At 55.6% G+C, this 25,815-nt stretch carries 23 protein-coding genes; 13 read left to right on the forward strand and 10 right to left on the reverse strand.

The annotated features are described in order from the left end of the window. Nucleotides 1-98: 98 nt before the first annotated feature. The 4 genes from kdpC to kdpF all read right to left on the reverse strand — a co-directional run bounded on the left by kdpC (nucleotide 99) and on the right by kdpF (nucleotide 4,706). Nucleotides 99-644 (reverse strand): potassium-transporting ATPase subunit KdpC, encoded by a 546-nt coding sequence (gene kdpC / locus F7R06_RS24830; protein WP_090317987.1) that lies wholly within the window; start codon nucleotides 642-644, stop codon nucleotides 99-101. 201 nt (nucleotides 645-845) lie between these two features. Next, nucleotides 846-2,903: a potassium-transporting ATPase subunit KdpB gene (gene kdpB / locus F7R06_RS24840; protein ID WP_090317984.1), complete on the reverse strand. Its 2,058-nt coding sequence runs from the start codon at nucleotides 2,901-2,903 to the stop codon at nucleotides 846-848. A 10-nt stretch (nucleotides 2,904-2,913) separates the two neighbouring features. After that, nucleotides 2,914-4,608 carry a potassium-transporting ATPase subunit KdpA gene (gene kdpA / locus F7R06_RS24845; RefSeq protein ID WP_090317981.1) on the reverse strand — a complete coding sequence of 565 codons (1,695 nt, stop codon included), beginning with the start codon at nucleotides 4,606-4,608 and terminating at the stop codon, nucleotides 2,914-2,916. Between the two features lie 8 nt (nucleotides 4,609-4,616). Next, nucleotides 4,617-4,706, reverse strand: a complete 90-nt coding sequence (kdpF, locus tag F7R06_RS24850; protein WP_007899818.1) for a K(+)-transporting ATPase subunit F — start codon at nucleotides 4,704-4,706, stop codon at nucleotides 4,617-4,619. Between the two features lie 284 nt (nucleotides 4,707-4,990). Here kdpF and rfbB point away from each other — a divergent pair, with 284 nt between their 5' ends. From rfbB to F7R06_RS24875, 5 genes are all read left to right on the forward strand, one after another. Continuing rightward, complete coding sequence (gene rfbB, locus F7R06_RS24855) at nucleotides 4,991-6,073, forward strand: dTDP-glucose 4,6-dehydratase (protein ID WP_090317978.1); 1,083 nt, start codon at nucleotides 4,991-4,993, stop codon at nucleotides 6,071-6,073. Next, on the forward strand, nucleotides 6,070-6,945 hold the full coding sequence (gene rfbA, locus F7R06_RS24860) for a glucose-1-phosphate thymidylyltransferase RfbA (protein WP_090317975.1): 876 nt from the start codon (nucleotides 6,070-6,072) through the stop codon (nucleotides 6,943-6,945). The genes rfbB and rfbA overlap by 4 nt, the downstream gene beginning before the upstream one ends. Before the next feature lie 41 nt (nucleotides 6,946-6,986). Then, on the forward strand, nucleotides 6,987-7,856 hold the full coding sequence (rfbD, locus tag F7R06_RS24865) for a dTDP-4-dehydrorhamnose reductase (protein WP_090317972.1): 870 nt from the start codon (nucleotides 6,987-6,989) through the stop codon (nucleotides 7,854-7,856). 243 nt (nucleotides 7,857-8,099) lie between these two features. Then, a complete protein-coding gene (gene eat, locus F7R06_RS24870; protein ID WP_090317968.1) occupies nucleotides 8,100-9,464 on the forward strand; it encodes an ethanolamine permease in 1,365 nt (454 codons plus the stop codon). A gap of 124 nt (nucleotides 9,465-9,588) precedes the next feature. Then, a complete protein-coding gene (locus F7R06_RS24875; RefSeq protein WP_080758146.1) occupies nucleotides 9,589-9,756 on the forward strand; it encodes a DUF2897 family protein in 168 nt (55 codons plus the stop codon). Nucleotides 9,757-9,856: 100 nt separating this feature from the next. Here F7R06_RS24875 and F7R06_RS24880 read toward each other — a convergent pair whose 3' ends face one another. Together F7R06_RS24880 and F7R06_RS24885 are read right to left on the reverse strand one after the other, a co-directional pair. After that, nucleotides 9,857-10,708 (reverse strand): urea carboxylase-associated family protein, encoded by an 852-nt coding sequence (locus F7R06_RS24880; RefSeq protein WP_090317966.1) that lies wholly within the window; start codon nucleotides 10,706-10,708, stop codon nucleotides 9,857-9,859. A 15-nt stretch (nucleotides 10,709-10,723) separates the two neighbouring features. Next, complete coding sequence (locus F7R06_RS24885; protein WP_090317964.1) at nucleotides 10,724-11,377, reverse strand: GntR family transcriptional regulator; 654 nt, start codon at nucleotides 11,375-11,377, stop codon at nucleotides 10,724-10,726. Between the two features lie 175 nt (nucleotides 11,378-11,552). On the opposite strand from F7R06_RS24885, the gene F7R06_RS24890 reads away from it, so the two are divergent. Further along, entirely contained in the window at nucleotides 11,553-12,110 is a 558-nt protein-coding gene (locus F7R06_RS24890; RefSeq protein ID WP_090317961.1) for a TetR/AcrR family transcriptional regulator, read from the forward strand. Here F7R06_RS24890 and fabF read toward each other — a convergent pair. The 4 genes from fabF to F7R06_RS24910 form a co-directional block, all read right to left on the reverse strand. Continuing rightward, nucleotides 12,107-13,381, reverse strand: coding sequence for a beta-ketoacyl-ACP synthase II (gene fabF, locus F7R06_RS24895; RefSeq protein ID WP_090317957.1), 1,275 nt, complete (start codon nucleotides 13,379-13,381; stop codon nucleotides 12,107-12,109). The two genes, F7R06_RS24890 and fabF, sit on opposite strands and share 4 nt — an antisense overlap. A gap of 32 nt (nucleotides 13,382-13,413) precedes the next feature. Then, nucleotides 13,414-14,208, reverse strand: coding sequence for an SDR family NAD(P)-dependent oxidoreductase (locus F7R06_RS24900; protein ID WP_090317954.1), 795 nt, complete (start codon nucleotides 14,206-14,208; stop codon nucleotides 13,414-13,416). A 206-nt stretch (nucleotides 14,209-14,414) separates the two neighbouring features. Then, a complete protein-coding gene (locus F7R06_RS24905) occupies nucleotides 14,415-14,750 on the reverse strand; it encodes a ComEA family DNA-binding protein (protein ID WP_090317951.1) in 336 nt (111 codons plus the stop codon). A gap of 112 nt (nucleotides 14,751-14,862) precedes the next feature. Next, complete coding sequence (locus tag F7R06_RS24910; RefSeq protein WP_090318380.1) at nucleotides 14,863-16,857, reverse strand: polysaccharide biosynthesis protein; 1,995 nt, start codon at nucleotides 16,855-16,857, stop codon at nucleotides 14,863-14,865. An 856-nt stretch (nucleotides 16,858-17,713) separates the two neighbouring features. Between F7R06_RS24910 and F7R06_RS24915 the strand changes: the two genes are divergently transcribed. The 7 genes from F7R06_RS24915 (at nucleotide 17,714) to asnB (ending at nucleotide 25,769) form a co-directional block, all read left to right on the forward strand. Next, nucleotides 17,714-17,953 (forward strand): hypothetical protein, encoded by a 240-nt coding sequence (locus F7R06_RS24915; protein WP_139204758.1) that lies wholly within the window; start codon nucleotides 17,714-17,716, stop codon nucleotides 17,951-17,953. Nucleotides 17,954-18,035: 82 nt separating this feature from the next. Next, nucleotides 18,036-19,160: a non-hydrolyzing UDP-N-acetylglucosamine 2-epimerase gene (gene wecB / locus F7R06_RS24920; RefSeq protein ID WP_090317948.1), complete on the forward strand. Its 1,125-nt coding sequence runs from the start codon at nucleotides 18,036-18,038 to the stop codon at nucleotides 19,158-19,160. A gap of 12 nt (nucleotides 19,161-19,172) precedes the next feature. Continuing rightward, nucleotides 19,173-20,438 (forward strand): UDP-N-acetyl-D-mannosamine dehydrogenase, encoded by a 1,266-nt coding sequence (gene wecC, locus F7R06_RS24925; RefSeq protein WP_090317945.1) that lies wholly within the window; start codon nucleotides 19,173-19,175, stop codon nucleotides 20,436-20,438. Between the two features lie 135 nt (nucleotides 20,439-20,573). Further along, a complete protein-coding gene (locus tag F7R06_RS24930) occupies nucleotides 20,574-21,818 on the forward strand; it encodes a hypothetical protein (protein ID WP_090317943.1) in 1,245 nt (414 codons plus the stop codon). Nucleotide 21,819: 1 nt separating this feature from the next. Then, entirely contained in the window at nucleotides 21,820-22,281 is a 462-nt protein-coding gene (locus F7R06_RS24935; RefSeq protein ID WP_090317940.1) for a serine O-acetyltransferase, read from the forward strand. A gap of 21 nt (nucleotides 22,282-22,302) precedes the next feature. Then, complete coding sequence (locus F7R06_RS24940; protein ID WP_090317937.1) at nucleotides 22,303-23,931, forward strand: O-antigen ligase family protein; 1,629 nt, start codon at nucleotides 22,303-22,305, stop codon at nucleotides 23,929-23,931. Continuing rightward, a complete protein-coding gene (gene asnB, locus F7R06_RS24945; protein WP_090317934.1) occupies nucleotides 23,931-25,769 on the forward strand; it encodes an asparagine synthase (glutamine-hydrolyzing) in 1,839 nt (612 codons plus the stop codon). Before F7R06_RS24940 ends, asnB begins: the two co-directional genes overlap by 1 nt. Nucleotides 25,770-25,815: the final 46 nt, after the last annotated feature.

Below are 25,815 nucleotides of genomic sequence, written 5' to 3' on the forward strand. Positions count from 1 at the left end.
TTCTATCGCCATCGCGGTCAAGCCCGCTCCCACCAGGTTCTCAAAAATCTGAAATCCCTGTGGGAGCGGGCTTGCCCGCGATTGGCGGCGCCATTCACTTACAGTTTTTCAAGGGCCAGATTCAACTCCAGCACATTCACCACCGGCGGTCCTACCAACGGTTGCTCGACGTGCGCGTCCAGCAGGTTCTGCAGGGTCGCCACCGGCAGATTGCGCGCCGCCGCGACACGTGCCAGTTGATAGGCAATCGCCGCCGGTGGCAAGTGTGGATCAAGGCCGCTGCCGGAGGTGGTAATCAGCGCCAACGGCACCGGGCCCTGACCGGGCACCAGCAGTTTATTGGCATCGTCGATCACCCGGGTCGCCAACGCCGGATTGCTCGGCGACAGGTTACTGGCACTGCTCGACACGGTGGCAAATGCACCGGCCGATGGTCGTGGATGGAACCAGGCGTCACCCACGAAATCCTGGGCGATCAGAGAGGAGCCGCGAACCTTGCCCTCGGCATCGCGCACCAGGCTGCCATTGGCTTGATCCGGGAACGCGACCTGGGCCACGCCAGTCACCACCAGGGGATAAGCGACGCCGGTGATCAAGGTCATCAAGACCAACAGGCTCAAGGCCGGACGTATCAATGTGGACATTTCAAAATCCTCGAATTCACTGAAAACAAACTCATTACCTGTGGCGAGGGAGCTTGCTCCCGCTCGACTGCGCAGCAGTCGTAAACCTGGTAAATGTGATGTGCCTGAACAAATGCGGTGTCTGGGTTGGGGCTGCTTCGCAGCCCAGCGGGAGCAAGCTCCCTCGCCACAAAAAGCCCCTCTCCAGCCACCAGCTACCAACTAAACCAGATGCAACGCCGTCAACAGCATGTCGATCGCCTTGATGCCCACGAACGGCACCAGGATCCCGCCCAGCCCGTAGACCAGCAGATTGCGTCGCAGCAAGGCCGCGGCACTGGCCGCCTGGACTCGTACACCGCGCAACGCCAGCGGAATCAGCACCACGATGATCAAGGCGTTGAACACGATCGCCGAGAGAATCGCGCTCTGCGGACTGCTCAAGTGCATCACGTTCAACACGCCCAGTTGCGGGTAGATCGCGGCAAACAGCGCCGGCAGAATCGCGAAGTACTTGGCCACGTCGTTGGCGATGGAGAACGTCGTCAGCGCGCCACGGGTCACCAGCAGCTCTTTACCGATCTGCACCACGTCCAGAAGCTTGGTCGGGTCGCTGTCGAGGTCGACCATGTTCGCCGCCTCACGCGCGGCTTGCGTACCGTCGTTCATCGCCATGCCGACGTCTGCCTGGGCCAGGGCCGGGGCGTCGTTGGCGCCGTCGCCGCACATGGCAACCAGGCGACCGTCGTTCTGCTCGTGACGGATGCGCGCCAGTTTTTTCTCCGGCGTGGCTTCGGCAAGGACGTCATCCACGCCCGCTTCGGCAGCGATCGCCGCAGCGGTCAGCGGGTTGTCGCCGGTCACCATGACCGTGCGAATCCCCAGTTTGCGCAGCTCGGCGAAACGCTCGCGGATGCCGGGCTTGACCACGTCCTTGAGGTGGATCGCACCGAGCAGTTTGCCGTCGGCACAGACCAGCAACGGAGTGCCGCCACTCTGGGCGATCTTGTCGATTTCCCGCGACAGGGCCGGGGCCAGATCAGCGCGCTTGAGACCGACGAAGGTCAGCAGCGAATCCACCGCACCCTTGCGGTACACGCGACCTTGATAATCGACACCCGACAGCCGCGTTTCGGCGCTGAACGGCACGCCGGTCAGCAACTCAGGCTCCGGTTCCGGTTGCGGATGCAGGGCACGCAGGTACTCGACGATGGACTTGCCTTCAGCGGTGTCATCGGCCAGCGAGGCGAACAATGCGCCTTCGGCCAGCTCTTTGGAGGTGACGCCCGGGGCCGCGTAAACCGCACTGCAACGACGGTTACCGAAAGTGATGGTGCCGGTCTTGTCCAGCAACAGGACGTGCACGTCCCCCGCCGCTTCCACGGCGCGACCGGACTTGGCAATCACGTTCAGGCGCACCAGGCGATCCATCCCGGCAATACCGATGGCCGACAACAAGCCGCCGATGGTGGTCGGAATCAGCGTGACCAACAACGCCACCAGGAACACCAGCGGCAAGCTGCCATTGGCGAAGTGGGCGAACGGCTGCAGGGTGACGACCACCAACAGGAAGATCAGGGTCAGGCCGATCAGCAAGATGTCGAGGGCCACTTCGTTCGGGGTTTTCTGGCGTTTGGCGCCTTCGACCAGAGCGATCATGCGGTCCAGGGTCGACTCACCGGGGTTGGCGGTGATCTTCACCAGCAGCCAGTCGGACACCAGCCGTGTGTTGCCGGTGACGGCCGAGCGGTCGCCGCCGGACTCGCGGATCACTGGTGCGGACTCACCGGTAATCGCCGCTTCGTTAACCGCAGCGATACCCTCAATCACCTCGCCGTCACCGGGGATCATCTCCCCCGCTTCGACGCGCACCACATCGCCCTTGCGCAGGCTGGCGGCCGGCACCACTTGAAAGGTGCCATTGCTGGTTTTGCGGCGGGCGCTGAGGCCTTCACTGCCGGCCTTGAGGCTGTCGGCGCGCGCCTTGCCACGACCTTCGGCCAGGGCTTCGGCAAAGTTGGCGAACAGTACGGTGAACCACAGCCACACGGCGATTTGCGCGGCGACGAAGGTTGGCACCGCCGTGTCAGGAATGAAGCACAGCACGGTGGTCAGGATCGCGGTCAGTTCGACCACCAGCATCACTGGCGCACGCTGTAACTGGCGTGGGTCGAGCTTGACGAAGGCTTGCACCAGCGCCGGCCGCCAAAGGGCCGAGATCGCGGTTTTCGGTTGCTCCGGCGCTTTCGCGGCGACGGTCTTGGTTACGGGCATATTCATCAAATAGTCCTCAGAAACCCATGCTCAAGTGTTCAGCGATTGGACCCAGCGCCAGGGTCGGCAGGAAGGTCAAGCCACCCACCAGCAAAATGGTCACGGTCAGCAGGGTCACGAACAGCGGGCCGTGGGTCGGGAAGCTGTTCTGGCCGATCGGTGCGGTTTTCTTCATCGCCAGGCTGCCGGCCAGGGCCAGTACCGGGAGGATGTAGCCGAAGCGACCGATCAACATGCCCAGGCCCAGCATCAGGTTGTGAAATGGCGTGTTGGCGCTAAAGCCACCGAACGCCGAACCGTTGTTGGCGCTGGCCGAGGTGTAGGCATAAAGCAACTGACTGAAACCGTGGGCACCCGGGTTGCTCACCGCCGCCACCGGACCTGGCAGGCTGGCGGCAATTGCGCCGAGCACCAGCACGCCGATCGGCATGACCATCAAAGTCACCACCAACAGCTGGACTTCCCTGGCCTGCAGTTTCTTGCCGAGGTATTCCGGGGTGCGGCCGATCATCAGGCCCGCCAGGAATACGGCGATCAACACGTTGAGCAACATGCCATAGAGCCCGGCGCCGACGCCGCCGAAGATCACTTCGCCGACCATCATGTTGACCAGCGCGACCATGCCACTCAGCGGATTAAGACTGTCGTGCATACCGTTGACCGAGCCGTTGGAGGCGGCAGTGGTGGTCACCGACCACAGCACAGTGGCGGTGGTGCCGAAGCGCGCTTCCTTGCCTTCCAGCGGTGCGGTCTGTTCGACAGCAACGTTGTTCAGGGTCGGGTTCGGTTGGTATTCAGCCCACAGCGAGGTGGCACCGCCGATCAGGAACAGCGCCAACATGCAGGCGATGATCGCGCGGCTCTGGCGCAGGTCTTTCACGTAGTGGCCGAAGGTGAACACCAGGGCTACCGGGATCAGAATGATCGAGCTGACTTCGAACAGGTTGCTCCACGCCGTCGGGTTCTCGAACGGATGCGCCGAGTTGACGCCGAAGAAGCCACCACCGTTGGTACCCAATTGCTTGATCGCAATCTGGCTGGCAGCAGGACCGAGCGGGATCACCTGATCGACGCCTTGCATCGTCACGGCGTTCACATACTGCGCGAAGGTTTGCGGCACACCCTGCCAGACCAGGTACAGCGCCAGCAGCAGGCACATCGGCAACAAACCGTAGAGGGTGGCGCGGGTCATGTCGACCCAGAAGTTACCGAGGCTTTTGGTCGATTTGCGGCCAATGCCACGGCACAGCGCCACCAGCACGGCCAGGCCGGTAGCAGCGCTGACGAAGTTCTGCACGGTGAGACCGACCATCTGGCTCAGGTAGCTCAACGACGCTTCGCCGCTGTAGGACTGCCAGTTGGTGTTGGTGATGAAGCTGACGGCGGTGTTGAACGCCAGCGTCCACTCCTGCCCCGGCAGGTTCTGCGGGTTGAGCGGCAGATGGTCCTGGAACAGCAGGATCGAGAACAGCAGCAAGAAGCCCGCGAGGTTGAAGGCGAGCAAGGCCAGCGCGTACTTCTGCCAGCTCTGTTCGGCGTGCGGATCGACCCCGGACAGTCGATAACAGCCACGCTCGACCGGACCGAGGATCGGTGTCAACCAGGTGCGCTGACCTTCCATGACCTTGTAGTAGAAACGCCCGAGAAACGGTGCCGGGACCAATACCAACGCGAAAAACGCCAGGATCAGCCAATAGTCATAACTGTGCATAGCCGCTCCTAGTTCCGGTCCGCGCGCAACAGCGCAACCAACAGATAAATGAACAGCCCCACTGCCAGCAGCAGTGACACCCCGTCCAGAACGCTCATGGAAATTCTCCGTGTTACGGCGCATTGCCGCGTGTGGAGTCATTGTCGGCAGGGAGGCTGTAAAGGAACGAGATCGAGGGGTGCGGCGGGGCATAAAGAAAGTGTAAAGAGTGGGGTTATGCGGGCGTTACAGCGGGATCTGGTCAGCGCTGATCATCACTGTCTCGTCGATTGCCGCCCCATCTGGCTCGAGAAATCCAAATTGGACCAACAATGCTATTGCACCACTGTGCTCATGCCGACAAGCTATGCTCATTCGCGTGATCACAACTGAAGGGACCAACATGCGTATTCTCATCACCGGTGGTGCCGGTTTCATTGGCTCTGCCCTGATTCGCGAGCTGATTCAAAACACCCGTCATGAAGTGCTCAACCTGGACAAACTGACCTACGCCGGCAACCTCGAATCGCTGACCAGCATTGCCAACGACACTCGATACGAATTTGTTCAAGCCGACATCGTCGATCAGGCGGGAGTCCAGGCGATTCTGACGCGCTTCCAGCCCCAAGCAATCATGCACCTGGCGGCGGAGTCCCACGTTGACCGTTCAATTGACGGACCTTCGGATTTTATCCAGACCAACATCGTCGGCACATACAGCCTGCTGGAGGCCACACGCGCCTATTGGCAATCCCTTGCCGAACCGGAAAAAAGCGCATTCCGCTTTCATCACATCTCCACGGATGAGGTCTATGGCGACCTGCATGGCGTTGATGACCTGTTCTGCGAAACCACGCCCTATGCTCCGAGTTCGCCATACTCCGCCAGCAAGGCGGCGTCCGATCATCTGGTCCGCGCCTGGCACCGCACTTATGGCCTGCCGGTGCTGGTCACGAACTGCTCGAACAATTACGGTCCGTTCCATTTCCCGGAGAAATTGATTCCGCTGATCATCCTCAATGCCCTCGCCGGCAAGCCGTTGCCTGTGTATGGCAATGGTCAGCAAGTTCGTGATTGGCTATTCGTGGAAGACCACGCGCGGGCGCTGCTTAAAGTCGCTACCGAAGGCAAGGTCGGCGAGACCTACAACATCGGTGGGCATAATGAACAAAAGAATATCGACGTGGTGCGAAGCATCTGCGCCTTGCTCGAAGAGCTGGCCCCGCAAAAGCCTGAGGGTGTCGCTCACTATGCCGACTTGATCACGTTCGTCCAGGACCGTCCGGGCCATGACCTGCGCTACGCAATCGATGCACGCAAGATCGAACACGAATTGGGTTGGGTGCCCGAGGAAACGTTCGAGACCGGTCTGCGCAAAACCGTTCAGTGGTACTTGAACAACCTTGAGTGGTGCCGTCGCGTTCAGGATGGCAGCTATCAGGGTGAACGCCTTGGCACCCACAACTTGCAGGAGCTGCTCGCATGATGAAAGGTATCGTTTTGGCGGGTGGCTCGGGCACACGCCTGCATCCGATCACGCTTGGCGTGTCCAAACAGCTGTTACCGGTCTACGACAAACCGATGATCTACTATCCGATTTCCGTCCTGATGCTGGCCGGTATCAAGGATATTCTGGTGATTTCCACGCCACAGGATCTGCCGCAATACCGCAATCTGCTGGGTGACGGCAGTCAGTTCGGGGTGAATTTCAGTTACGCAGAGCAACCTTCACCGGATGGCCTGGCGCAGGCGTTTCTGATTGGCGAAACGTTCATTGGTGATGATCCCGTGTGCCTGATTCTGGGCGACAACATCTTTCATGGCCCACATTTTGGCGCGCAATTGCAGAATGCGGCAAAACGCACTTCCGGTGCCACGGTGTTCGGCTATTGGGTCAAAGATCCGGAGCGCTTCGGCGTGATTGATTTCGACAGTGAAGGTCGCGCCATGTCGATCGAAGAAAAGCCGAAAGAGCCGAAGTCCAGCTATGCCGTCACCGGCCTGTATTTCTACGACAATGATGTCATCAAGATCGCCAAGGCGGTAAAACCTTCGCCTCGCGGCGAGCTGGAAATTACTGACGTCAACAATGCTTATCTCGACCGAGGCGATCTGCAGGTCGAGCGCTTCGGACGTGGTTTTGCCTGGCTCGACACCGGTACCCACGACAGCTTGCTCGAAGCTTCTCAGTACGTGCAGACCATCGAACACCGTCAAGGCCTGAAAGTCGCTTGCCTCGAAGAGATCGCTTATGACAATGACTGGATCAATCGCGAGCAACTGCTGGAACGGGCCCGTTACTTTGGCAAGACTGGATATGGTCAGTACCTCGCCAAACTGGCCGGGGAAGGAAAATGAAATCGATTGATTGCGTTTTGCCAAGAGGCTGAGCTGTGCCCATGAAAATCCTCATTGTCGGTCAGCACGGACAAGTCTCACGTGAACTGCAGCGTCGACTGGGCGTTGTCGGCGAGTTGATCGTGCCGGGTCGCGATCAACTCGACCTGACCTTGCCCGATCAGATTCGTCAACAGGTTCAACATGTTCGTCCCGATCTGATCATAAACGCGGCAGCCCATACAGCGGTCGATCTGGCCGAGAGCGAACCGCAAACGGCCTTCGCCATCAATGCCATCGCACCGGGCATCCTTGCGCAAGAAGCGCTGTCACTCGGCATCCCGTTGATTCATTACTCCACCGATTATGTATTCGACGGCACAAAAGTCGGCCCTTACAACGAAGAAGACAGGCCAAATCCGCTCGGCGTCTACGGCAAAAGCAAGCTGGCGGGTGAACGGGCTATTACGGATGTACAAGGCAAACATCTGATCCTGCGCACCAGTTGGGTCTATTCAGCCCACGGGCGCAACTTTTTGCTGACGATGCAACGTTTAATGCAGGAGAAACCAGAACTACGCATTGTGGCCGACCAGATAGGGGCACCTACCTGGGCCGGTACTATCGCCCAGAGTACTCTGGCGCTGATCGAACGCTGGCAGAGGGACGAGGCCGCTCCCTGGGGTACGTATCACTTGAGCGCCCAGGGTGAAACCTCCTGGTTTGGTTTTGCCCAGGCCATTGGTGAAGCGCTACGTAAGCAGGGAAAAACCTGCGCCGAACTGCTGCCCATCCCCTCCAGCGAGTACCCGACACCCGCCACCCGCCCGCTTAACTCGCGTCTGGATTGCAGTCGTCTTCAACATGAATGGGGTGTCAGGCAACCTGACTGGCGAACCGCGCTGCATGAGTGCCTTGCCGAGCAAGCGTAAGCGTCGTGCCCTTGCTTCACGGGATTGTGGAAATGCGGGCTGCCGGATAGGTTCGCCCGTCTTGCCCGCTAAAACGGCATGACAACTTTCAATGCCCGCAACTGGCGCACTAAAGGACCATCGCCTGGAGGTGAGCACTCTCGATACGACACCATTTGGCGCTTTACGACCGCTATCACAACAGTGGCACGCCCACTGCAAACGCCCTCCCCGAGCTGTCCAAACCGTTCAGGGAGCAAACGCATGAACACACAACTCAAACCCACGCTGGGCACCCTGCACCTGTGGGGCATTGCGGTCGGGCTGGTGATTTCCGGTGAGTATTTCGGCTGGAGTTATGGCTGGGGCGTGGCCGGGACGTTGGGTTTTCTGGTGACCTCATTCATGGTCGCCACCATGTACACCTGCTTCATTTTCAGTTTCACCGAGTTGACCACGGCGATTCCCCATGCCGGAGGCCCGTTTGCCTACAGTCGCCGAGCCTTTGGCGAGAAAGGCGGATTGATCGCCGGGCTGGCGACGCTGATCGAGTTCGTCTTCGCCCCGCCGGCCATCGCACTGGCCATTGGCGCCTACCTCAACGTGCAATTTCCCGCCCTCGACCCGAAACACGCGGCAGTCGGCGCGTACATCGTGTTCATGGGCCTGAACATCCTCGGGGTGAAACTCGCGGCGACCTTCGAACTGGTGGTCTGTGTATTGGCGGTCGTCGAATTACTGGTGTTCATGGGTGTGGTCGCGCCGGCGTTCAGCTTCAGCAACTTCGCCCTCAATGGCTGGGCCGGTTCCGATGTGTTCGGCGCACCAGCGATTGCCGGGATGTTCGCAGCGATTCCTTTCGCAATCTGGTTCTTTCTGGCCATCGAAGGGGCGGCCATGGCTGCCGAAGAAGCCAAAGACCCGAAACGGACGATCCCCAAGGCTTATATCAGCGGCATCCTGACCCTGGTGCTGCTGGCAATGGGCGTGATGTTCTTTGCTGGTGGCGTCGGCGACTGGCGCACCCTGTCAAACATCAATGACCCGTTGCCACAGGCGATGAAAACCGTAGTGGGCGAAAGCTCGGGCTGGTTGCACATGCTGGTCTGGATTGGCCTGTTCGGGCTGGTGGCGAGTTTCCACGGGATTATCCTCGGCTACTCGCGGCAATTTTTCGCATTGGCCCGCGCCGGTTACCTGCCGGCCTCACTGGCCAAACTGTCGCGCTTTCAGACGCCACACCGGGCGATCATTGCCGGCAGCGTGATCGGCATTGCGGCGATCTACAGCGATGGCTTGATCAACCTTGGCGGCATGACCCTGACTGCGGCGATGATCACCATGGCCGTGTTCGGCGCCATCGTGATGTACATCATGAGCATGCTCAGCCTGTTCAAACTGCGCAAAACCGAGCCGAACCTGGAGCGCAGCTTCCGCGCGCCCTGCTATCCACTGGTGCCCTTCATTGCATTAGTGCTCGCCGTGGTTTGCCTGGTGGCGATGGCCTGGTTCAACACACTGATCGGCCTGATTTTCCTGGCCTTCATGGTGGCCGGTTTCGTGTACTTCATGCTCACCGCGCAATCGCGTGCCGATGCGCCGGCAGATGCCATGCTGACCGGGCTTTAAACAGTAGGCGTGCTGATGTGATATCAGGCATAGAATGGAACCAGTGCGAAAACAAATCGCTCAAAGTGGTATGCACGATCGATTGACGAAACCCGCCGATCGGCGTGCCCTTAAGGAGAGCCTTATGCCCTGGTATGCCTGGTTGATTCTGATCGTAGCCATCGGCTCCATCGTTGGCGGTTTGATGATGTTGCGTGACACCGCCACCAAGGTTGATCTGACCGAAGAGCAACGTCGACGCGTAGCCGAACGTAACGCGGAAGCGGACGCCAAGGATGCGCAGGACCGCTAAACAAAAACCCCGCTCTTATCAGCGGGGTTTGTTTTGCGTAAGCAAATCATTGTGGTCAGGGGGCTGCACTCTCGCCACAAAAGCTCTTGATGCAGCGTTTCTACTTTTCCCACTCCGCCTTGGCGATGTGCAAGCCGTGCATGCCTTTGTACGCGGCACGTTCCGGCTGGCTCCATCCCTCCAGCAACGAATCCTCCAGCCGATAAATCTCCACTCCCAACGGGCGGCACACGCTCAACGGGTCTTGTGCATCCGGCCCCCACATGGCCAGCGACAGATCGCCGCCCGGGCAGGTCGACAGCGCACACAGCAAGTCGATCTCGGCGAAAAATTCCAGGTAATCGCCCTTCCTGGCCGGACATGCTTTCATGAAGTACATGTCGTCGTGGTTCAGCCCCGTGCACTGGAAAATATTCAACACGTCGTGCACGTCGAATTCGGTCAGGCCATGGGGCAGCACGGCGCGAGTCAGGTTGGAGTGACAGTGATGGTGGAAATCTTCGCCGGTGAGCATTTTGTTCACATAAGGATCGCAACGGGTGCCGAGCAAATCGTGCAGGCGACCGCCATGCTCATCGATCCCGTAGCCCGCCAGGCTGTCGTCGGTGATGGTCACCAAGGGCCGCAAAAACGGCAGGTTCGACCAGAGCCGGTCATGGGTGCTGACGTGTGCGCCTTGTAGTTGCCGGGTGCGCGACGCCCACAACCGTTCGCGCGGATCGTTGGCATTCCAGACGTTGAAGTCACCCACTTGCGGCCCGACCGGCGTCGTCACACGAAACACATGGCCGGCCGGGACTTTCCAGGCGCGACCGGTGCGAATCGGCACTTCGAACGACTCGATGAGCGTGCGCCCGTCCTTCGCATCGCGAACCCGCTCATAAAAGGCTTTATCCACCTGCAAGGCCGAGCCTTTGCTGACTTGATAGGCCGCCGGATAGTCTTTGTACATAGCACGAATCCTCGATCAGTGATGGGAAGATGGGGTAAGCATTTGCAGCAACAGGTGTTCGGAGTCGTCGAGATACAGGCTCATGGCCTCCTCGGCCGCGCGCTTGTCGCCTTCGGCCAGAAGTTCATGGATCTGACGGTCACGGGCCAGCCACGGCGCCTGAAAGCGCGACTGATCAGGCGCCGTGCAAAACACCAGGCGCAATTGCGCGACGACATTGGTAAAGAATTCATCGAACAGTGGGCTGCGCAGCAACCCGACTACGTGCTGATGAAATTGCAGGCTGTGAGTGCCGACGGCGCGCCAGTCCTCGCGCTCCCGCGCCAGCTCCGTGGCTTCCAGGGCTTCGAGCATCCGGTCGGACTGATAGTCGCGCAGGGGGCGACTGGCGCTGATGGCCTGCAGTTCCAGCGTGCGCCGGACCTTGAACAGGTCCCGTACATCATCACAGCCCAACTTGCGCACCATCACGCCTTTGTTGCGCACGTATCGCGTCAAGCCTTCCTGGCCGAGGCGGTGCAAGGCTTCACGGATGGTGTTGCGCGAGGCGTTGTAGGCAGATACCAGATCGTTTTCCACCAGCGCCATGCCAGGCAGCAAGCGTCCACCGATGATGTCGGCGCGTAACTCCAGGGTGATGTGATCGGCCAGTGACAGTCCGCTGTTCATGCTCAACGCCTCGCAATTGTTCAACAATCCTCAGCCATTGAGTAATCACTATTCGTGCCAGTACTTGCTTGCCCTTCCAACAAGCGAAACGCAACTGCATGCTTTTTAGAAATAGAAGTACAGTCACCATCCAATTTTCATTGGTTAATATGGCGCATTGATGTGGAGATATCAGATGCGTTACTCGCAGGACCATAAAGCCCAGACCCACCAACGCATCATCAAGGAAGCTTCCGTGCGCTTTCGCCGTGACGGAATCGGCGCGACCGGCCTGCAACCTTTGATGAAAGCGCTGGGCTTGACTCACGGTGGCTTCTACTCGCACTTCAAGTCCAAGGATGAATTGGTGGAAAAGGCACTGCAGGCGGCAGGCGACGAGGTTGATGTCGTGTGCGCCGAATTGTTCGCCCAGGATCGACCGCTAGAGGCCTTCATCGATGCCTACCTCTCGCAATGGCACCAGACTTCGCCCCATGAAGGCTGCCCATTGCCAACGATGTCATCGGAACTCGGTATGCGCGGGCAGCCGAGTCCGACTTCAGATGCGGTGCTCAACGCACGACTTCGACAAATCCAGGACACCCTTGAAAGCGACGACGCTGCAGAACGCAGCATCGTCATCATGTCCACGCTGGTTGGAGCGTTGCTACTTGCGCGTAGCGTAGAGAACGCCGAGCTGGCCCGGCAGATACTCGACGTCACCCGCGAGTCGCTGAAGCAAGCGCAAGGCTAGCCATCCCAGCGCTTGAACAACACGCTGGCATTGACACCGCCGAAGCCGAAACCATTGGACAGCGCATACTCGATGGCCATTGGCCGAGCCTGGCCGTGGACGATGTCCACGCCTTCGGCGGCCGGGTCGGGATTTTCGAGGTTCAGGGTTGCCGGTACGATTTGGTCCCTGATCGCCAGCAGCGTAAATATCGCTTCGACCCCGCCAGCGGCGCCGAGCAAATGCCCGATCGCCGATTTGGTCGATGTCACGGCGATCTTGTTATCCGTGCCAAACAACGCCTTGATCGCCGCCAGTTCCCCCAAATCGCCAACCGGCGTCGAGGTCGCGTGGGCATTCAAGTGTTGAACCTGTTCTGGCGCTACCCCGGCTTGCGCCAATGCCAGCGCCATGGCCCGGCGTGCACCACTGCCATCCTCAGGCCCAGCGGTGAGGTGATAGGCGTCTGCACTGGTGCCATAACCAACCAACTCCGCCAATGGTTGAGCACCCCGTGCCAAGGCATGTTCGAGAGACTCGATCACCAGCAGACCGGCACCTTCGCCCATGACAAAGCCGTCGCGTCCGCTGTCGAACGGACGTGAAGCACGCTGCGGGGTGTCGTTGTAACCGCTGGACAAGGCGCGAGCCGCGGCAAACCCGGCAAGACTGACGCGATCGATCGCCGCCTCCGCACCACCACATACCGCGATGTCCGCCTCGCCGGTTCGAATCAGCCGCGCCGCATCCCCAATTGCCTGAACCCCAGCCGCACAGGCTGTCACCGGCGCACCTAAAGGCCCCTTGAAACAATGCTGGATAGATACATGTCCGGCCGCCAGATTGACCAGAAACGACGGGATAGTGAACGGAGACAAACGTCGCGGACCACGGCTGTCCGTGGTACGCACCGCATCGGCAATCGCACCGAAACCACCGATGCCGGACCCGATGATGGTTGCCGTGCGCTCCTGGGCAGTATCGGTTAGCGCCTGCCAACCGGCCTGCTCAATCGCCTGCCGAGCCGCCTCCATGGCGAAAAGAATGAAACGATCCATCTTTTTCTGCTCTTTGGGGGAGGTCGCCCGGTCTGGGTCAAACCCAGCCTCAGGATCGTCCGCCAGCGTCGGCACCACGCCGCCTACTTTGGCTGGCAGATCAGCAACGACCTCATCCGGCAAATTTCGCAAGCCGGACTGCCCCGCCAACAAACGCGCCCAGACAGCTTCGACTCCACTACCCAGCGGAGACACCAAGCCCATGCCCGTTACAACCACTCGACGATTACTCATTCTGCGAACACCTCATGCCGATGCCTGACACGTCATTTATAACGCGTGGCGGCCTGGCTTCTGGACAAATTCGGCGCCATCGCATGACGCGCCGCTACATAGGACTCCCACTCGGAGAGGTTCGGCAAGGAAGGAATGGTGATCAATTCCCCCTGATCCAGACCCGACAACGCCGCATCGACCATTTCTCCAGCTTCCATGACCATGTCAGCAGGAATCTGGGTTGCATCGATACCGGAGCGCTCCCAGATTTCGGTACGCGTTACGCCCGGCAACACGGCCTGGACCTTAACACCGGTGCCGTCGAGTTCGGCATTCAGTGACTGGGTCAAGCTCAAAACGTAAGCCTTGCTGGCGCTGTAAGTCGCATTGAAACGCTCGGGAAACAACGCCACTACCGAAGCGATGTTGATGATCGTTCCTCGGCCCGCCTTGGTAAAACTGGCGGCCGCTGCCGATGCCAAACGTGTGACGGTCGTAACGTTCAACTGGATCAATCGCTCTAGCTCATCGGTATCGGCATTGGCCAGCAAACCGTCTGTCGCTACACCGGCGTTATTGAGCAGCAGACTGATACTCGAATCGCTGCGCAGACGCTGTTCGAGTTTCAGCACATCGTCCCGTTGCGTCAGATCTGCCTTGAGCACCTCGACTTGCACGCCATACTCGGCGCGCAGCTTGCTCGCCGCTTCGTCCAGCCGCTGCTGGTCGCGAGCCACCAGCAATAAATCGAAACCGCGGGATGCGAGGCGTTGTGCGTAAACAGCACCGATACCGGAGGAGGCACCGGTGACAAGGGCCGTACCTTGGGACTGGACAGAATTCATGACAGAGCTCCTGGGAATGCGGAGGAAGGGTGAGCGCTTGAATTGTCAAAGCGTCTCGACTGGGACAGATTTTATTATACTCATAATTCTCAGAATATATGATAGGTGTAATTTTAAATACATCGACGAAAGGCACCACCTCCCAGTACGCGCCAGAATGAAAAAAGGCCGGTCAATGACCGGCCCCTTGGCGTTGAATATTCAGCTTAGTTCACTTCCAGCTTATCGCGGTTGCGATCCAGAATCGCCTTACCGATCCCCTTCACTTCAAGCAACTCGTCCACGGAAGCGAACGGGCCATTGATATCACGATAAGCAACAATCGCCTGGGCTTTCGCCTCACCAACCCCCGACAGTTCCTTTTGCAATGTTGAAGCATCGGCAGCATTGAGATTGATCTTGCCGGACTGTGCGGCGGTAGACATCGTCGCAACTGCAGCGGGATTACTGGCTTCCGGTTTCACAGCCGGTGCCGCAACTGCAGTGATAGAGGCGCTGGTGAGCAAGGCAAAAATGAGGGAGGAGAAATAGCCATTACGCATAAATGAAGCTCCATGACATCAATTGAGGAAACAGCTTTTCCGAAGCTGTCTCCAAAATTTAGGTGATGTCAGGAGCCTGTCAAAAATGTGTCCGTTGCAGGATGTGAAATAATCAGGGCTCGAGGCGACGTTGCTGATAGATCCAGTCGACGATCTCGCCGTCGGGGGTGTAGCCGCTGACGGTTTCGCGCAGGAGTTGGCGTACGCGCTCGTAGTCATCCTGGTTAACAGCTACAAGCAACTCCGTTAGTTTGACCTTAAGGGCTTCCCAGCTCAGGAAATCTTCGCTGGCGGTCATGATCATCGGATGTGATGTTGCTGATACGTTGTCACCAATTAGCAACTCTTCGTATAGCTTTTCCCCAGGCCTCAGCCCCGTGAACTCGATGGATATATCCCCATGGATGTTCTTTTCCGAACGAACACTCAAACCTGACAGGTGGATCATTTTCTCTGCCAGTTCAACGATTTTCACCGGCTCCCCCATGTCGAGCACGAACACGTCTCCCCCTTGCCCCATAGACCCCGCCTGAATGACGAGCTGTGCAGCCTCAGGAATAGTCATGAAGTAACGGGTGATTTTCGGATGAGTGACCGTCAACGGTCCGCCGGACTTGATCTGCTTGTGAAAAAGAGGAATCACGGAACCGGAAGAGCCCAACACATTGCCAAATCTAACCATGGTAAATCGTGTTTTGTTTACCTGAGACACACTGGCCTTGTCGCCAAACAATACTGGAGCCTTTTCACGACTGAGTGCTTGGAGAGTCAACTCGGCAAGACGCTTGGTGCTGCCCATGACGTTAGTGGGACGCACGGCCTTGTCTGTGGAAATCAGGACAAAATTTGCGACACCTGCCTGCAGGGCAGACTGGGCTGTATTCAATGTACCGATGACGTTATTCAACACACCTTCTGCAATATTATGCTCGACCATCGGAACATGCTTGTATGCGGCCGCGTGATAAACCGTGTCGACATGCCAGGTTTTCATCACATCCAACAGCTTGCTCTCATCTCGGACCGAACCAAGAATAGGTAGTAATCTTACAGAAAGCGATTCATGAGAAATTCTCTGCTCAAGCTCTGAAAGAATACTGTAGAGGTTGAATTCACTATGTTCGAACAGCAAGAGCGTTGTCGGCCGCAATTCAAGAATTTGCCGGCATAACTCAGAGCCGATTGAACCACCCGCCCCTGTCACCATAACGGATTGATGGGTTATACAATGTTCCAACAAATCCCCTTGAGCGGGCACGGCATCCCGACCAAGCAAATCTGCGATATCCACCTCTTGGATGTCATCAACCTTAACGCGACCACTTGCCAGATCCATAAATCCCGGAACACTACGCACATGCAGAGGAAACCCTTCAAGAAAGCCAAGAATTTCGCGACGACGGCCTCGATTGGCCGAAGGGATCGCCAGTAGAATTTCCTGGGCACCGGTAGTGTCGATCATTTGCTGAATATGTTTCGGTTTGAATACCTGCAAACCTGCAATGACACGGCTGGCAATACTGCTATCGTCGTCGATGAAAGCAACTGGACGCATTACCCGGCCCATGCGCAGTGCAGCAACCAATTGGTTGCCAGCCGCCCCGGCACCATAGATAGCCACGCGAGGCAAGCCATCATCTGTATTGGCAAACGGTACGTGCTGAGCGGCAATAAACCAATCGCCAGAAAAATACTGTCGCATGGCAATTCGTAGCCCGCCAATCATCACAAGGCTGAGCCACCAATAATTAAAAATAATTGATCTTGGTACGATCGTTTGATGATTGCTGTACCAATAAACCACCACGCCCAAAATAAGCGATGAAAGAGTTACTGCTTTGACGATTGCGATCAGTGCATCATTACCGACATAACGCATGACCGCGCGGTACATGCCAAATCGAACAAAGAGGGGTATAGCCACGACAGGAGCACTAAAGAAAAGCCAGAGGTGCTGTTGAATGGGACTATTAAGTTCGTCTATCCCTAGGCGTACTACAAAAGCCATCCACAGCGATAGCCAGACCAGAAAAACATCGGCAATTACCTGCAAGACACGCTTGCGTCGACGAGGAAGGCTCAACAAAACCGCTCTGATCTTATCCATAAACCTATCGAACACCCCTTCAAGCTCCTGAAATCGAGAATAACTATTGCCTTTAGACTCAAAAATTAAACGCTGAGAGACACGACTTCCCAAGTCCGAAACTTTAATCCTTCGCCCCCTGTATGGGCCCTTGTGCAGGTCTTATGATACCTAGGTTCTGCCGAAATTCCCTTAAAACCCGCTACCTAGATAAAAAATGCCTCCTGCCGAAGACTGAAAGTCACAGAGGAAAACGTCTGCCCCTCACGGTACCACCTCGTGACACTGACTGCTGCGAAGCGGGTATCGTCACCTGCTTTGGTTCAACAGACGGCAGCCGGCGCTCTACGAGGGTAACCGTTACAGAGAAAAATGGTGACCGTTCATCGATCGGTGTGACGGCGGGCCAGTAACCCAGGTCAGTGATCCCTAATTTCTGGGCAATGAATCACCGCCTGAACCTGACATCATCGCTGCATGAGCACTCAACACCCGTGCTTTCAGCCCTTTGGCCATTCCGTCACCAGCGATGAGGATCTTCGCAACGCCACAACCTTGGAAAGCGCCACACAAAGAAGGCTATAATCCGCGACGCATTCACACATGCCAAGCGAATCCGGGCTGACCGCGACTTACGGAGGCGCTGGTGCCCTCTACGTCCAAAGAGATACACGGCTTACACAAACCGAGCGATGATTGCCCTTGATGACAAAAATGTCTTTCGACAATGTCGGAGTCGGAAAAGGAATGACACAGGCTCGCTGCGAGCGACGGCGCATTAAGCGTCCTCGGCCACTCATGACGGCAAACGGCGCCACCGTTCGGGGTTTCCCTTGGGCAAGCTTAGCGATAGTCAATCGAACACGCTGTTCAAAATATGAATCTGCCAACGAAAAAACCGGACAGCAAGCGCAAAAACGGCTTTTCAATTCATGATCAAGATACGCCTGAAAGTGGAAAAGCCGGATACGGACTATTAAAAAATCACTCGCCCCTTGAGAGCAAGATGTACACAACATCAGTAAATCCAATGAACATCTATATAAAACTCGCAGGGGCCAGCATGCCGGTTGAGTTGACCATCATTGAGCTCCAACAAGGAAGAACGACTCAATGAACTATCGAGTCAACCGGCTTCGGACAAGTGGTACGGCATGTATAGGCAGTAAAATTCATTAATTTTAAATAGCGGTGTTGTGATGACTTTGAAAACGTTATGTGTATTCGGCACGCGCCCTGAAGCAATCAAAATGGCTCCACTGGCATTAAGCCTTGCCGCCGACGAACGCTTCGAAGCCAAAGTTTGCGTGACCGGCCAGCATCGCCAAATGCTCGATCAAGTACTGGACCTGTTCGAGATCAAGCCTGACTTCGATCTGAATATCATGAAGCCGGGCCAGGACCTGACTGACGTCACCACGGCGATCCTGCAAGGAATGAAACAGGTCTTTGCCGAATACAAACCGGATATCGTTCTGGTTCATGGCGACACGGCAACCACGCTGGCAACAACACTAGCGGCCTACTACCAACAGATCCCGGTGGCCCATGTCGAAGCCGGGCTGCGCACCGGCAATCTTTACTCGCCCTGGCCCGAAGAAGCCAACCGCAAATTGACGGGGGCGCTGGCCGCGATACATTTCGCGCCTACCGAAACATCTCGACAGAACCTGCTCAAAGAAGGCGTGTCGGAGGCCGCGATCCACGTGACGGGCAACACCGTCATCGACGCTTTACTTGACGTTGTAGCAAGAGTCAGCGGCACCCCGGCCTTGCAACAGGATTTCCACGAGCAATTTTCGTTTATCGGTGATGGTAAGAGAGTCATTCTGGTCACCGGGCACCGCCGAGAAAGCTTTGGCGATGGCTTCGAGAACATTTGCAAAGCACTGGCCAACACTGCGAAAACGTTCCCGGACGTCGAGATTGTCTATCCTGTGCATTTAAACCCGAATGTACGAGAACCTGTAAACCGTCTTTTGGCTGGCATCGAAAACATCCACCTGATCGAGCCGCTGGACTATTTGCCGTTCGTCTATCTGATGAATCGTGCCTATCTTATCCTGAGCGATTCGGGCGGCATTCAAGAAGAAGCGCCATCGCTCGGCAAGCCTGTACTGGTAATGCGTGAGACCACGGAACGCCCGGAGGCCGTCGAGGCCGGCACGGTAAAACTGGTTGGTACTGCAGTCGACGTCATTACAAGCAACTTGAGCCGACTGATGACGGACTCTAATGCCTATGAGCAGATGAGCTACGCTCACAATCCCTACGGTGATGGGAAAGCTTGTGCTCGCATTCTCGAAATTCTTTCCAATATCTAATAAGGCCCACGTATGAGCTTTCAAACTGTTTCTGTGGTTGGTCTCGGCTACATCGGGCTGCCAACGGCTGCCGTTTTCGCTGCCCGCAAAAAAAAGGTAATTGGCGTAGATGTAAATCCCCACGCTGTCGAGACAATCAATCTCGGTAAAATCCACATCGTCGAACCAGATCTGGATATGGTCGTCCATGCTGCCGTGACCGAGGGTTACCTGCGAGCAACCACTATTGCAGAGCCGGCAGATGCGTTTCTGATCGCTGTCCCCACCCCTTTCAAGGGCGACCATGAGCCCGATCTTTCCTATATCGAATCCGCCAGCAAATCCGTCGCTCCGGTCCTGAAAAAAGGAGATCTGGTAATTCTCGAGTCCACTTCTCCGGTGGGTGCAACCGAACAGATGTCTGCCTGGCTGGCAGAAGCCCGTCCCGACCTGAGCTTCCCGCAAACCCACGGTGAAGAATCGGACATCCGCATCGCTCACTGCCCCGAACGTGTCCTGCCCGGTCATGTGCTGCGCGAGTTGATCGAGAACGACCGCATCATTGGCGGCATGACATCAAAATGCTCGGCAGCCGCGGTCCAGTTGTACAAGACTTTCGTGGAAGGCGAATGCATCATCACTGATGCCCGTACCGCCGAGATGTGCAAACTGACCGAGAACAGCTTCCGCGATGTAAACATTGCGTTTGCCAACGAACTCTCGATCATTTGCGACAAACTGGACATCAGCGTGTGGGAACTGATCCGCCTGGCGAATCACCACCCGCGAGTGAACATTCTGCAACCAGGCCCTGGTGTCGGCGGCCACTGCATCGCGGTGGATCCATGGTTCATTGTCAGCAAGACGCCGGAACAGGCGCGCCTGATCCGCACCGCTCGCGAGGTCAACGACAGCAAACCACAATGGGTGATCGACCAGGTCCAGCAGGCCATCGGCAAGCACCTTCAGGCGAACTCGGAAAAAACCGCGAAGGACGTTACGGTGGCTTGCTTCGGATTGGCGTTCAAACCGGATATCGACGATCTGCGCGAAAGTCCGTCCAAGGCAATCACCCTGAAAATCGCAAATGCTCATCCAGGAACAGTACTGGCGGTCGAACCCAATATCGACAAGCTACCTGCCAACATGGAAGGCAAAGTCACTCTTTGTGATATCGAGAACGCTCTGCGCCGCTCGGATGTTATTGTCCTGCTTGTTGACCATAAGCAATTCAAATGCATATCCCAAAACAGCCTTGAGCGCGCCGAACGCGTCGATACACGCGGCATCTGGAACTGAGCCTTATCGAAATGATTGAGCGCGGCGACCATGTGACTCAATGAATCACATGGTCGCCGCGCCATACGTTGATCCCATTAATTCAGATGATCATGTGCTCGAATTAGTCATGATGAGATTGAAGAAGGTTGTGGCATGGTCAATCTGGTGATTCAGGCACTGACACTGATTAGTGGCCTGGTAGTAAATTTTGTTATTCCTGGCCTGTATGGACTTGATGCCTACGGGGAATTCATTAAAGCCAACGTACTGGTTTTTTTATTTCAGAAATTGCTAGACATCATCAACGAACAACTTTTGGCTAGCGTTGCAGCAGAACATATCCTTGTCACTTCATTGTTCATGGCTGGCCTGATCTTCCTGCTTTTCAGTGGACTAAGCCTATTAACCGACCTTGGCGACCCCCTGCTTCTCAGCGTCATGCTGCTCAGCTCTGCCTGTCTGCTGTCATTGTTCGGTCTGCGGCTTTATCGCTGGATCATTGGCTACCTGATCTTATTCCTTAGCGTGTTTTTTGCGGCCCTGTTTATCAGTTATCAAAAAATCTGGCCACTCAGCATCGTACACATTCTTTGCCTCACGAACCTGATTCCGTGCCTGTTTGCGTTGGCGACTCTTTTCACGCATGGTGCGAAACTTCCATTTGGCAGGCAACTGGGATCAACGCTCTGGCAGGTCATCACCCTGCTGCCGCGTATGATTTCAATAACGCTGTTCTTCAATCTATTCACCAATATCCTCCCTTACATACTGTCGAAGATCCTCCCCGTTCGCGAACTGGGATTATTTCGCGTAATTGTATCGATCATCCAGTCAGCAACCAGCCTCTTCCCCATTAACGTCAGGGCTGTATTTGTTTCGTTCATATCCGGAGGCCAGCGCCAGGAACAGTATCGGATCATCATGTCGATAGCCTTGTTCTACTTCGCACTGGTCGGTTTATTCGGGTACTTCGTTTCGTGGATATTTCCAAAGTACGCAGGCTATCTGGCTCTGCTCCCTTGCCTGCCGGTTCTCTACTGGGCAGTGGTGACTGAAAGATACCTGATCGCTTCGGGAAATCACCGCAGAGTTATTGCAACCAACATTATCCTGGGAAGTGTCGCGGTCGTTTGCATGATTTTCTTCGTACAGGGACTCGAGGCTGCCAAAGTTTTCTATGCTCTGGGCTTCTCCGCCTACCTTCTGACATTGCACCTGCTTTGCCGTCCCGGCATTCGGCTTCCTGTGATCTTCTGGGTGGCTATGCTGTCACCACTTTCGATCACCTTCGCAAACATCAGTTTGCTCTGGGGCATCCTTTACATGTGCTCTCTGTTGATTATCGCAATCTGGACCCTCCGGCTTCGCCCGGCGGATTTCCGCAAATTGAGGTTTTGAAATGAACGCAGTCACACTCTACCGAATTGGCCACTGGTTCTATCAGCGAAAGATCCCGGTTATTCCGATGCTTATTCGAAATTTCATTTTTTTGATTTTCAACTCGTATATTCCGGTTTCTGCAAGCATAGGAAAAGGCTCGATCTTTGCTTATGGCGCCATAGGTGTCGTGCTTCACGCGAATTCCAAAATCGGTAGTGGTTGCGTCCTGGGTCAGGGCATTACGATCGGTGCCGCGGAAGGCTTTGCCTCGAGCGAAATAAACAAATGCCCTGTTATAGGAGACAACTGCTATATCAGCGCCGGCGCAAGAATAATCGGCGATATCAAGATCGGTAATAACTGCCAGATCGGGGCGTCCGCAGTCGTCTTAAAAGACGTGCCAGATAACTCTGTCGTTGTTGGTATACCTGCTCGTATCGTTGGCCAGACACCTAATGACTTCAAAGCAATACGCACTTGACAAGATGACTGGAGAATAATGATGAATGAATCATATTTTAATAAGAACAGTTGCGCGATTATTGCAGGATCCGGCATTGCTATTCTTCTCTCACAAGATCCCGGTGCCGCTTTTTACATCGGCGCTGCCGGTGCACTCCTTCTTGTCTTTATGGCGCTAAAATCACCCTGGCACGGTTTGCTGGCGCTTTTTCCATTGGCCTTCGCCATGCGCCCTGCCCCGGCGTCGTTAGGTCTGCAGGAATTATCATTTGCAGCGTTGCTGGGCTCGATCTTTGTGATCAGCCTAATAAAGCTGCTGCGTACATACAAAATAAAAGACGCCTTAAAGGTATTCGCCCCCCCCCTGCTGGTCGGCTTCATCATATTGGGCATCAATCTCTCGATTGCCATATTTAATCATGTCCCCCTATCTGACTGGCTGCGGGGCGTAATTCCTTTCCTGTTCATCTATGCACTAATCCCTGTATGCATATTGGTCGGGACTAATGAAAACCGCATTCGTTGGGTAGGTGCCTCGGTCGCAACACTAATTTTTCTGACCGCTGGCTACATAGTTTTTTACTACTTCTACCAAGGCATCTGGAGGCCCTACTGGATCGATCCAACAGACGCCCAAGCCATCAAACTTACTAAAGAAGCCGCACTGCTCAATGCCAATGCAGTTGGCCCCATGCGCGACCGTATAACTATGGTCCTGGCACAAGCGACAGACAGTCTGTTGCCCGTGGGAATGGCAGCCGGGTTTGTCACTTGCATCTTATCTCGCTGCAAGCGAATTACCGCTATCGGCGCCTTGATGTCACTGCTCTGTATGAGTGCTGTCTTGATCACTTTCACCCGAAGCATGCTATTGAGTGCGCTGTTGGTGATAATGCTGTTTTCCGCGTTCATCTTCGTTTTCCACACAAAGCTGCGGAAAAAATTGTCGGTCAGTGCCATCGCCCTGGGACTTTGCGGACTGTTGTTCATTTTCTCGACCGGCATGCAACAGATCTGGCTTGGCCGAATGAGCCTTCTGATCGAGTCAGGCATAGAAGCCGTCGTCAATTGGAAGCCGAGTGAGGAAACCAAGAGCGCCGTCGGCGATGGAATGCTCCAGCCAATTGTTCCAACTAAAGAAAATGCCGACTTTAACGTTTCTTCACGCGTTGTGGAGTACGGTATCGCATGGGACATGTTCAAGTCGCACCCGGTGCTGGGTAATGGACTGGGTGTCAAACATGAAATGCGCTGGGAAACATCCAATGGGGAATCGTTCACCCAGTGGGTTGCATACATTCACAATTGGCCTCTCTATATCCTGATGGTGGGCGGCCTGCTTGGAATCATTACTTATGCGTTGATTCTGTTGGGCCCGATTCTGTTTAGAGTGACCTCGGTCAGAGTCGAGTCGACTCACTGGACGATTCTTCGTTCCGTGGTTATGACCATGGCTATCTATGGCCTGTTTTTTGCCGTTTTCCGCCTGATCACGTTCAACCTGCTGCTCGCAACCGCTTGGGGAATCATCCTGACCCAAGCCCTCTCGCGAGCACCAAAAATTCAAAACAACGATAGAAAGCGTGCAGATGTAGGCGCACCCTCGGTCAGCCAGGCGTCGCCCATGCAAAACACTGCCGATCATAATCACACGGAGCTACAGGCATAATGTGCGGTTTAAGTTTCTTTTGTGTTAAGCGCTCCGTTTCCGACGCCAATCGTCAATTGGAAACGAGTCTTGCCGTCACAAAACATCGCGGACCGGATGCCTCTGGAACATATTTCACCACCGTGGCGGATTATCAGTTGGGCCTGGGTCATAACCGACTGAGCATTCTGGATCTCACCGCTGCAGGCAGTCAGCCCATGCACGCTGGAAATGGTGTCAGCATCATTTTCAATGGAGAGGTCTTCAACCATCACGAGTTGCGCGACGACCTTGTGAAAAAAGGCTACTCCTTCAACGGAACTTCCGACACTGAAGTCATATTAAAGCTGTATGTCGAATATAAGGAGCACTCGTTCAAGAAGTTGCAGGGAATGTTTTCGTTGGTCATTCTCGACGAGAACGCCAGGAAATTCTTCCTTGTCAGAGATGTAGTGGGCATCAAACCCGTTTACTACTATTCGAACACCAATGGCTTTTACGCTTGCTCGGAAATACGCGGCCTTAAAAGCTATTCCGAGGTTGTCAACGAAATCGATGACAACGACGTATTTGAATTCTTCAACAATGGCTTCCTGTACGAACCAAACACCGGCTACAAAAAAATAAAAAAGGTACAACCGGGAACCTATATCGAATTTGATATGGCAACGGGAAGCAGTACGACCGTTCGCTACCAGAACATCATTAACTTCAATACCCACCAGTCTGTCGCTGAAACCATAGAATCCGCTGTCACCCGCCAATTGGAGGCGGATGTGCCGGTTGGCGTGTTCTTCAGTGGAGGGGCTGACTCCAGCATCCTTGCAAACTACACCGGTGACGCGGATCTGTTTTTCGCAAAATACGAAGAAACAGAAGACTCTGCGATAGACGTTCAGTTTTCCGCCGACATAGCGAAGCACTTGGGCAAAAAACTCAAAATCACCGAAATTCTTGAATCGAACGACAACCTTCTGGAGTCGATTGACTTCGTAGCCGAAAACACCGAAGAACTGGTGTCCGATTATACTTTCTGGGCCACATATCGGCTGTCCGCAGAAGCCAGGAAGAGCGGATACACGGTGATGCTCAGCGGAATGGGCGGCGACGAGGCGTTCGCGGGTTATCCACGATACAAGGTACTCAAGCATCATCAACTGATCCGTTCGGTTTACCCGTTGCTCAAGTCGCTGCTGAAACTCAAGCTTTTCCCGAAAAAACTGGATAAGAAGTTTGAGCGCCTCGTCTCCTATGCCCAGGAAAGTTATTGGCCTTTGGCATATTCACGGATGCTCGGTTACTTCTCAAAACAGGAGCTCAACCAGTTTTTTTCCAATTACCGGGAACTGGAGAAAACTTACAGGCAGCGCCTGGACAATGTGCTGGCTCAATACGATGGCGATGTGAATGACAAGGTAAAGTGCGCACAGCACTTTGACATGACCGGTTTTTTGAGTCACAACCTCGGAGTTTCGGACAAGGCAAGTATGCTGGCGAGCATCGAGCTCAGAGTACCCTTGCTCGATGAACGGGTTGTTGCCAACGGCTTCGCCACCACAAGTGCCGACCTGCTGAAAGACGGCGCCCCCAAGGCGCCGCTCAAAGCCCTGCTGAAAAGCCTGCTGCCAGCTGCGCTGGTCAACCGTCCGAAGACCGGGTTCAACCCGCCTCTGGATGGAATCATTCTGCGCCTGGGCGCGGATCGCCTGATGTCTGAATTTCAGCGAATCTACAAGTTCCTGAATCGCGAAGAGGTAGAAAGACTGGTTAAGAGCCATTTTTCCGGTGCAGCCAATAACACCTATAAACTCTGGCAGCTCCTGTATTTTGAGCGCTGGCTGAAATTCAATTTCGCCTGAGCGGTTCGAAAAAATACATTACAACGATTTATCCATTTCAATTAGT

The sequence above is a fragment of the Pseudomonas moorei genome, assembly GCF_008801475.1.
GTDB classification, from domain to species: domain Bacteria; phylum Pseudomonadota; class Gammaproteobacteria; order Pseudomonadales; family Pseudomonadaceae; genus Aquipseudomonas; species Aquipseudomonas moorei.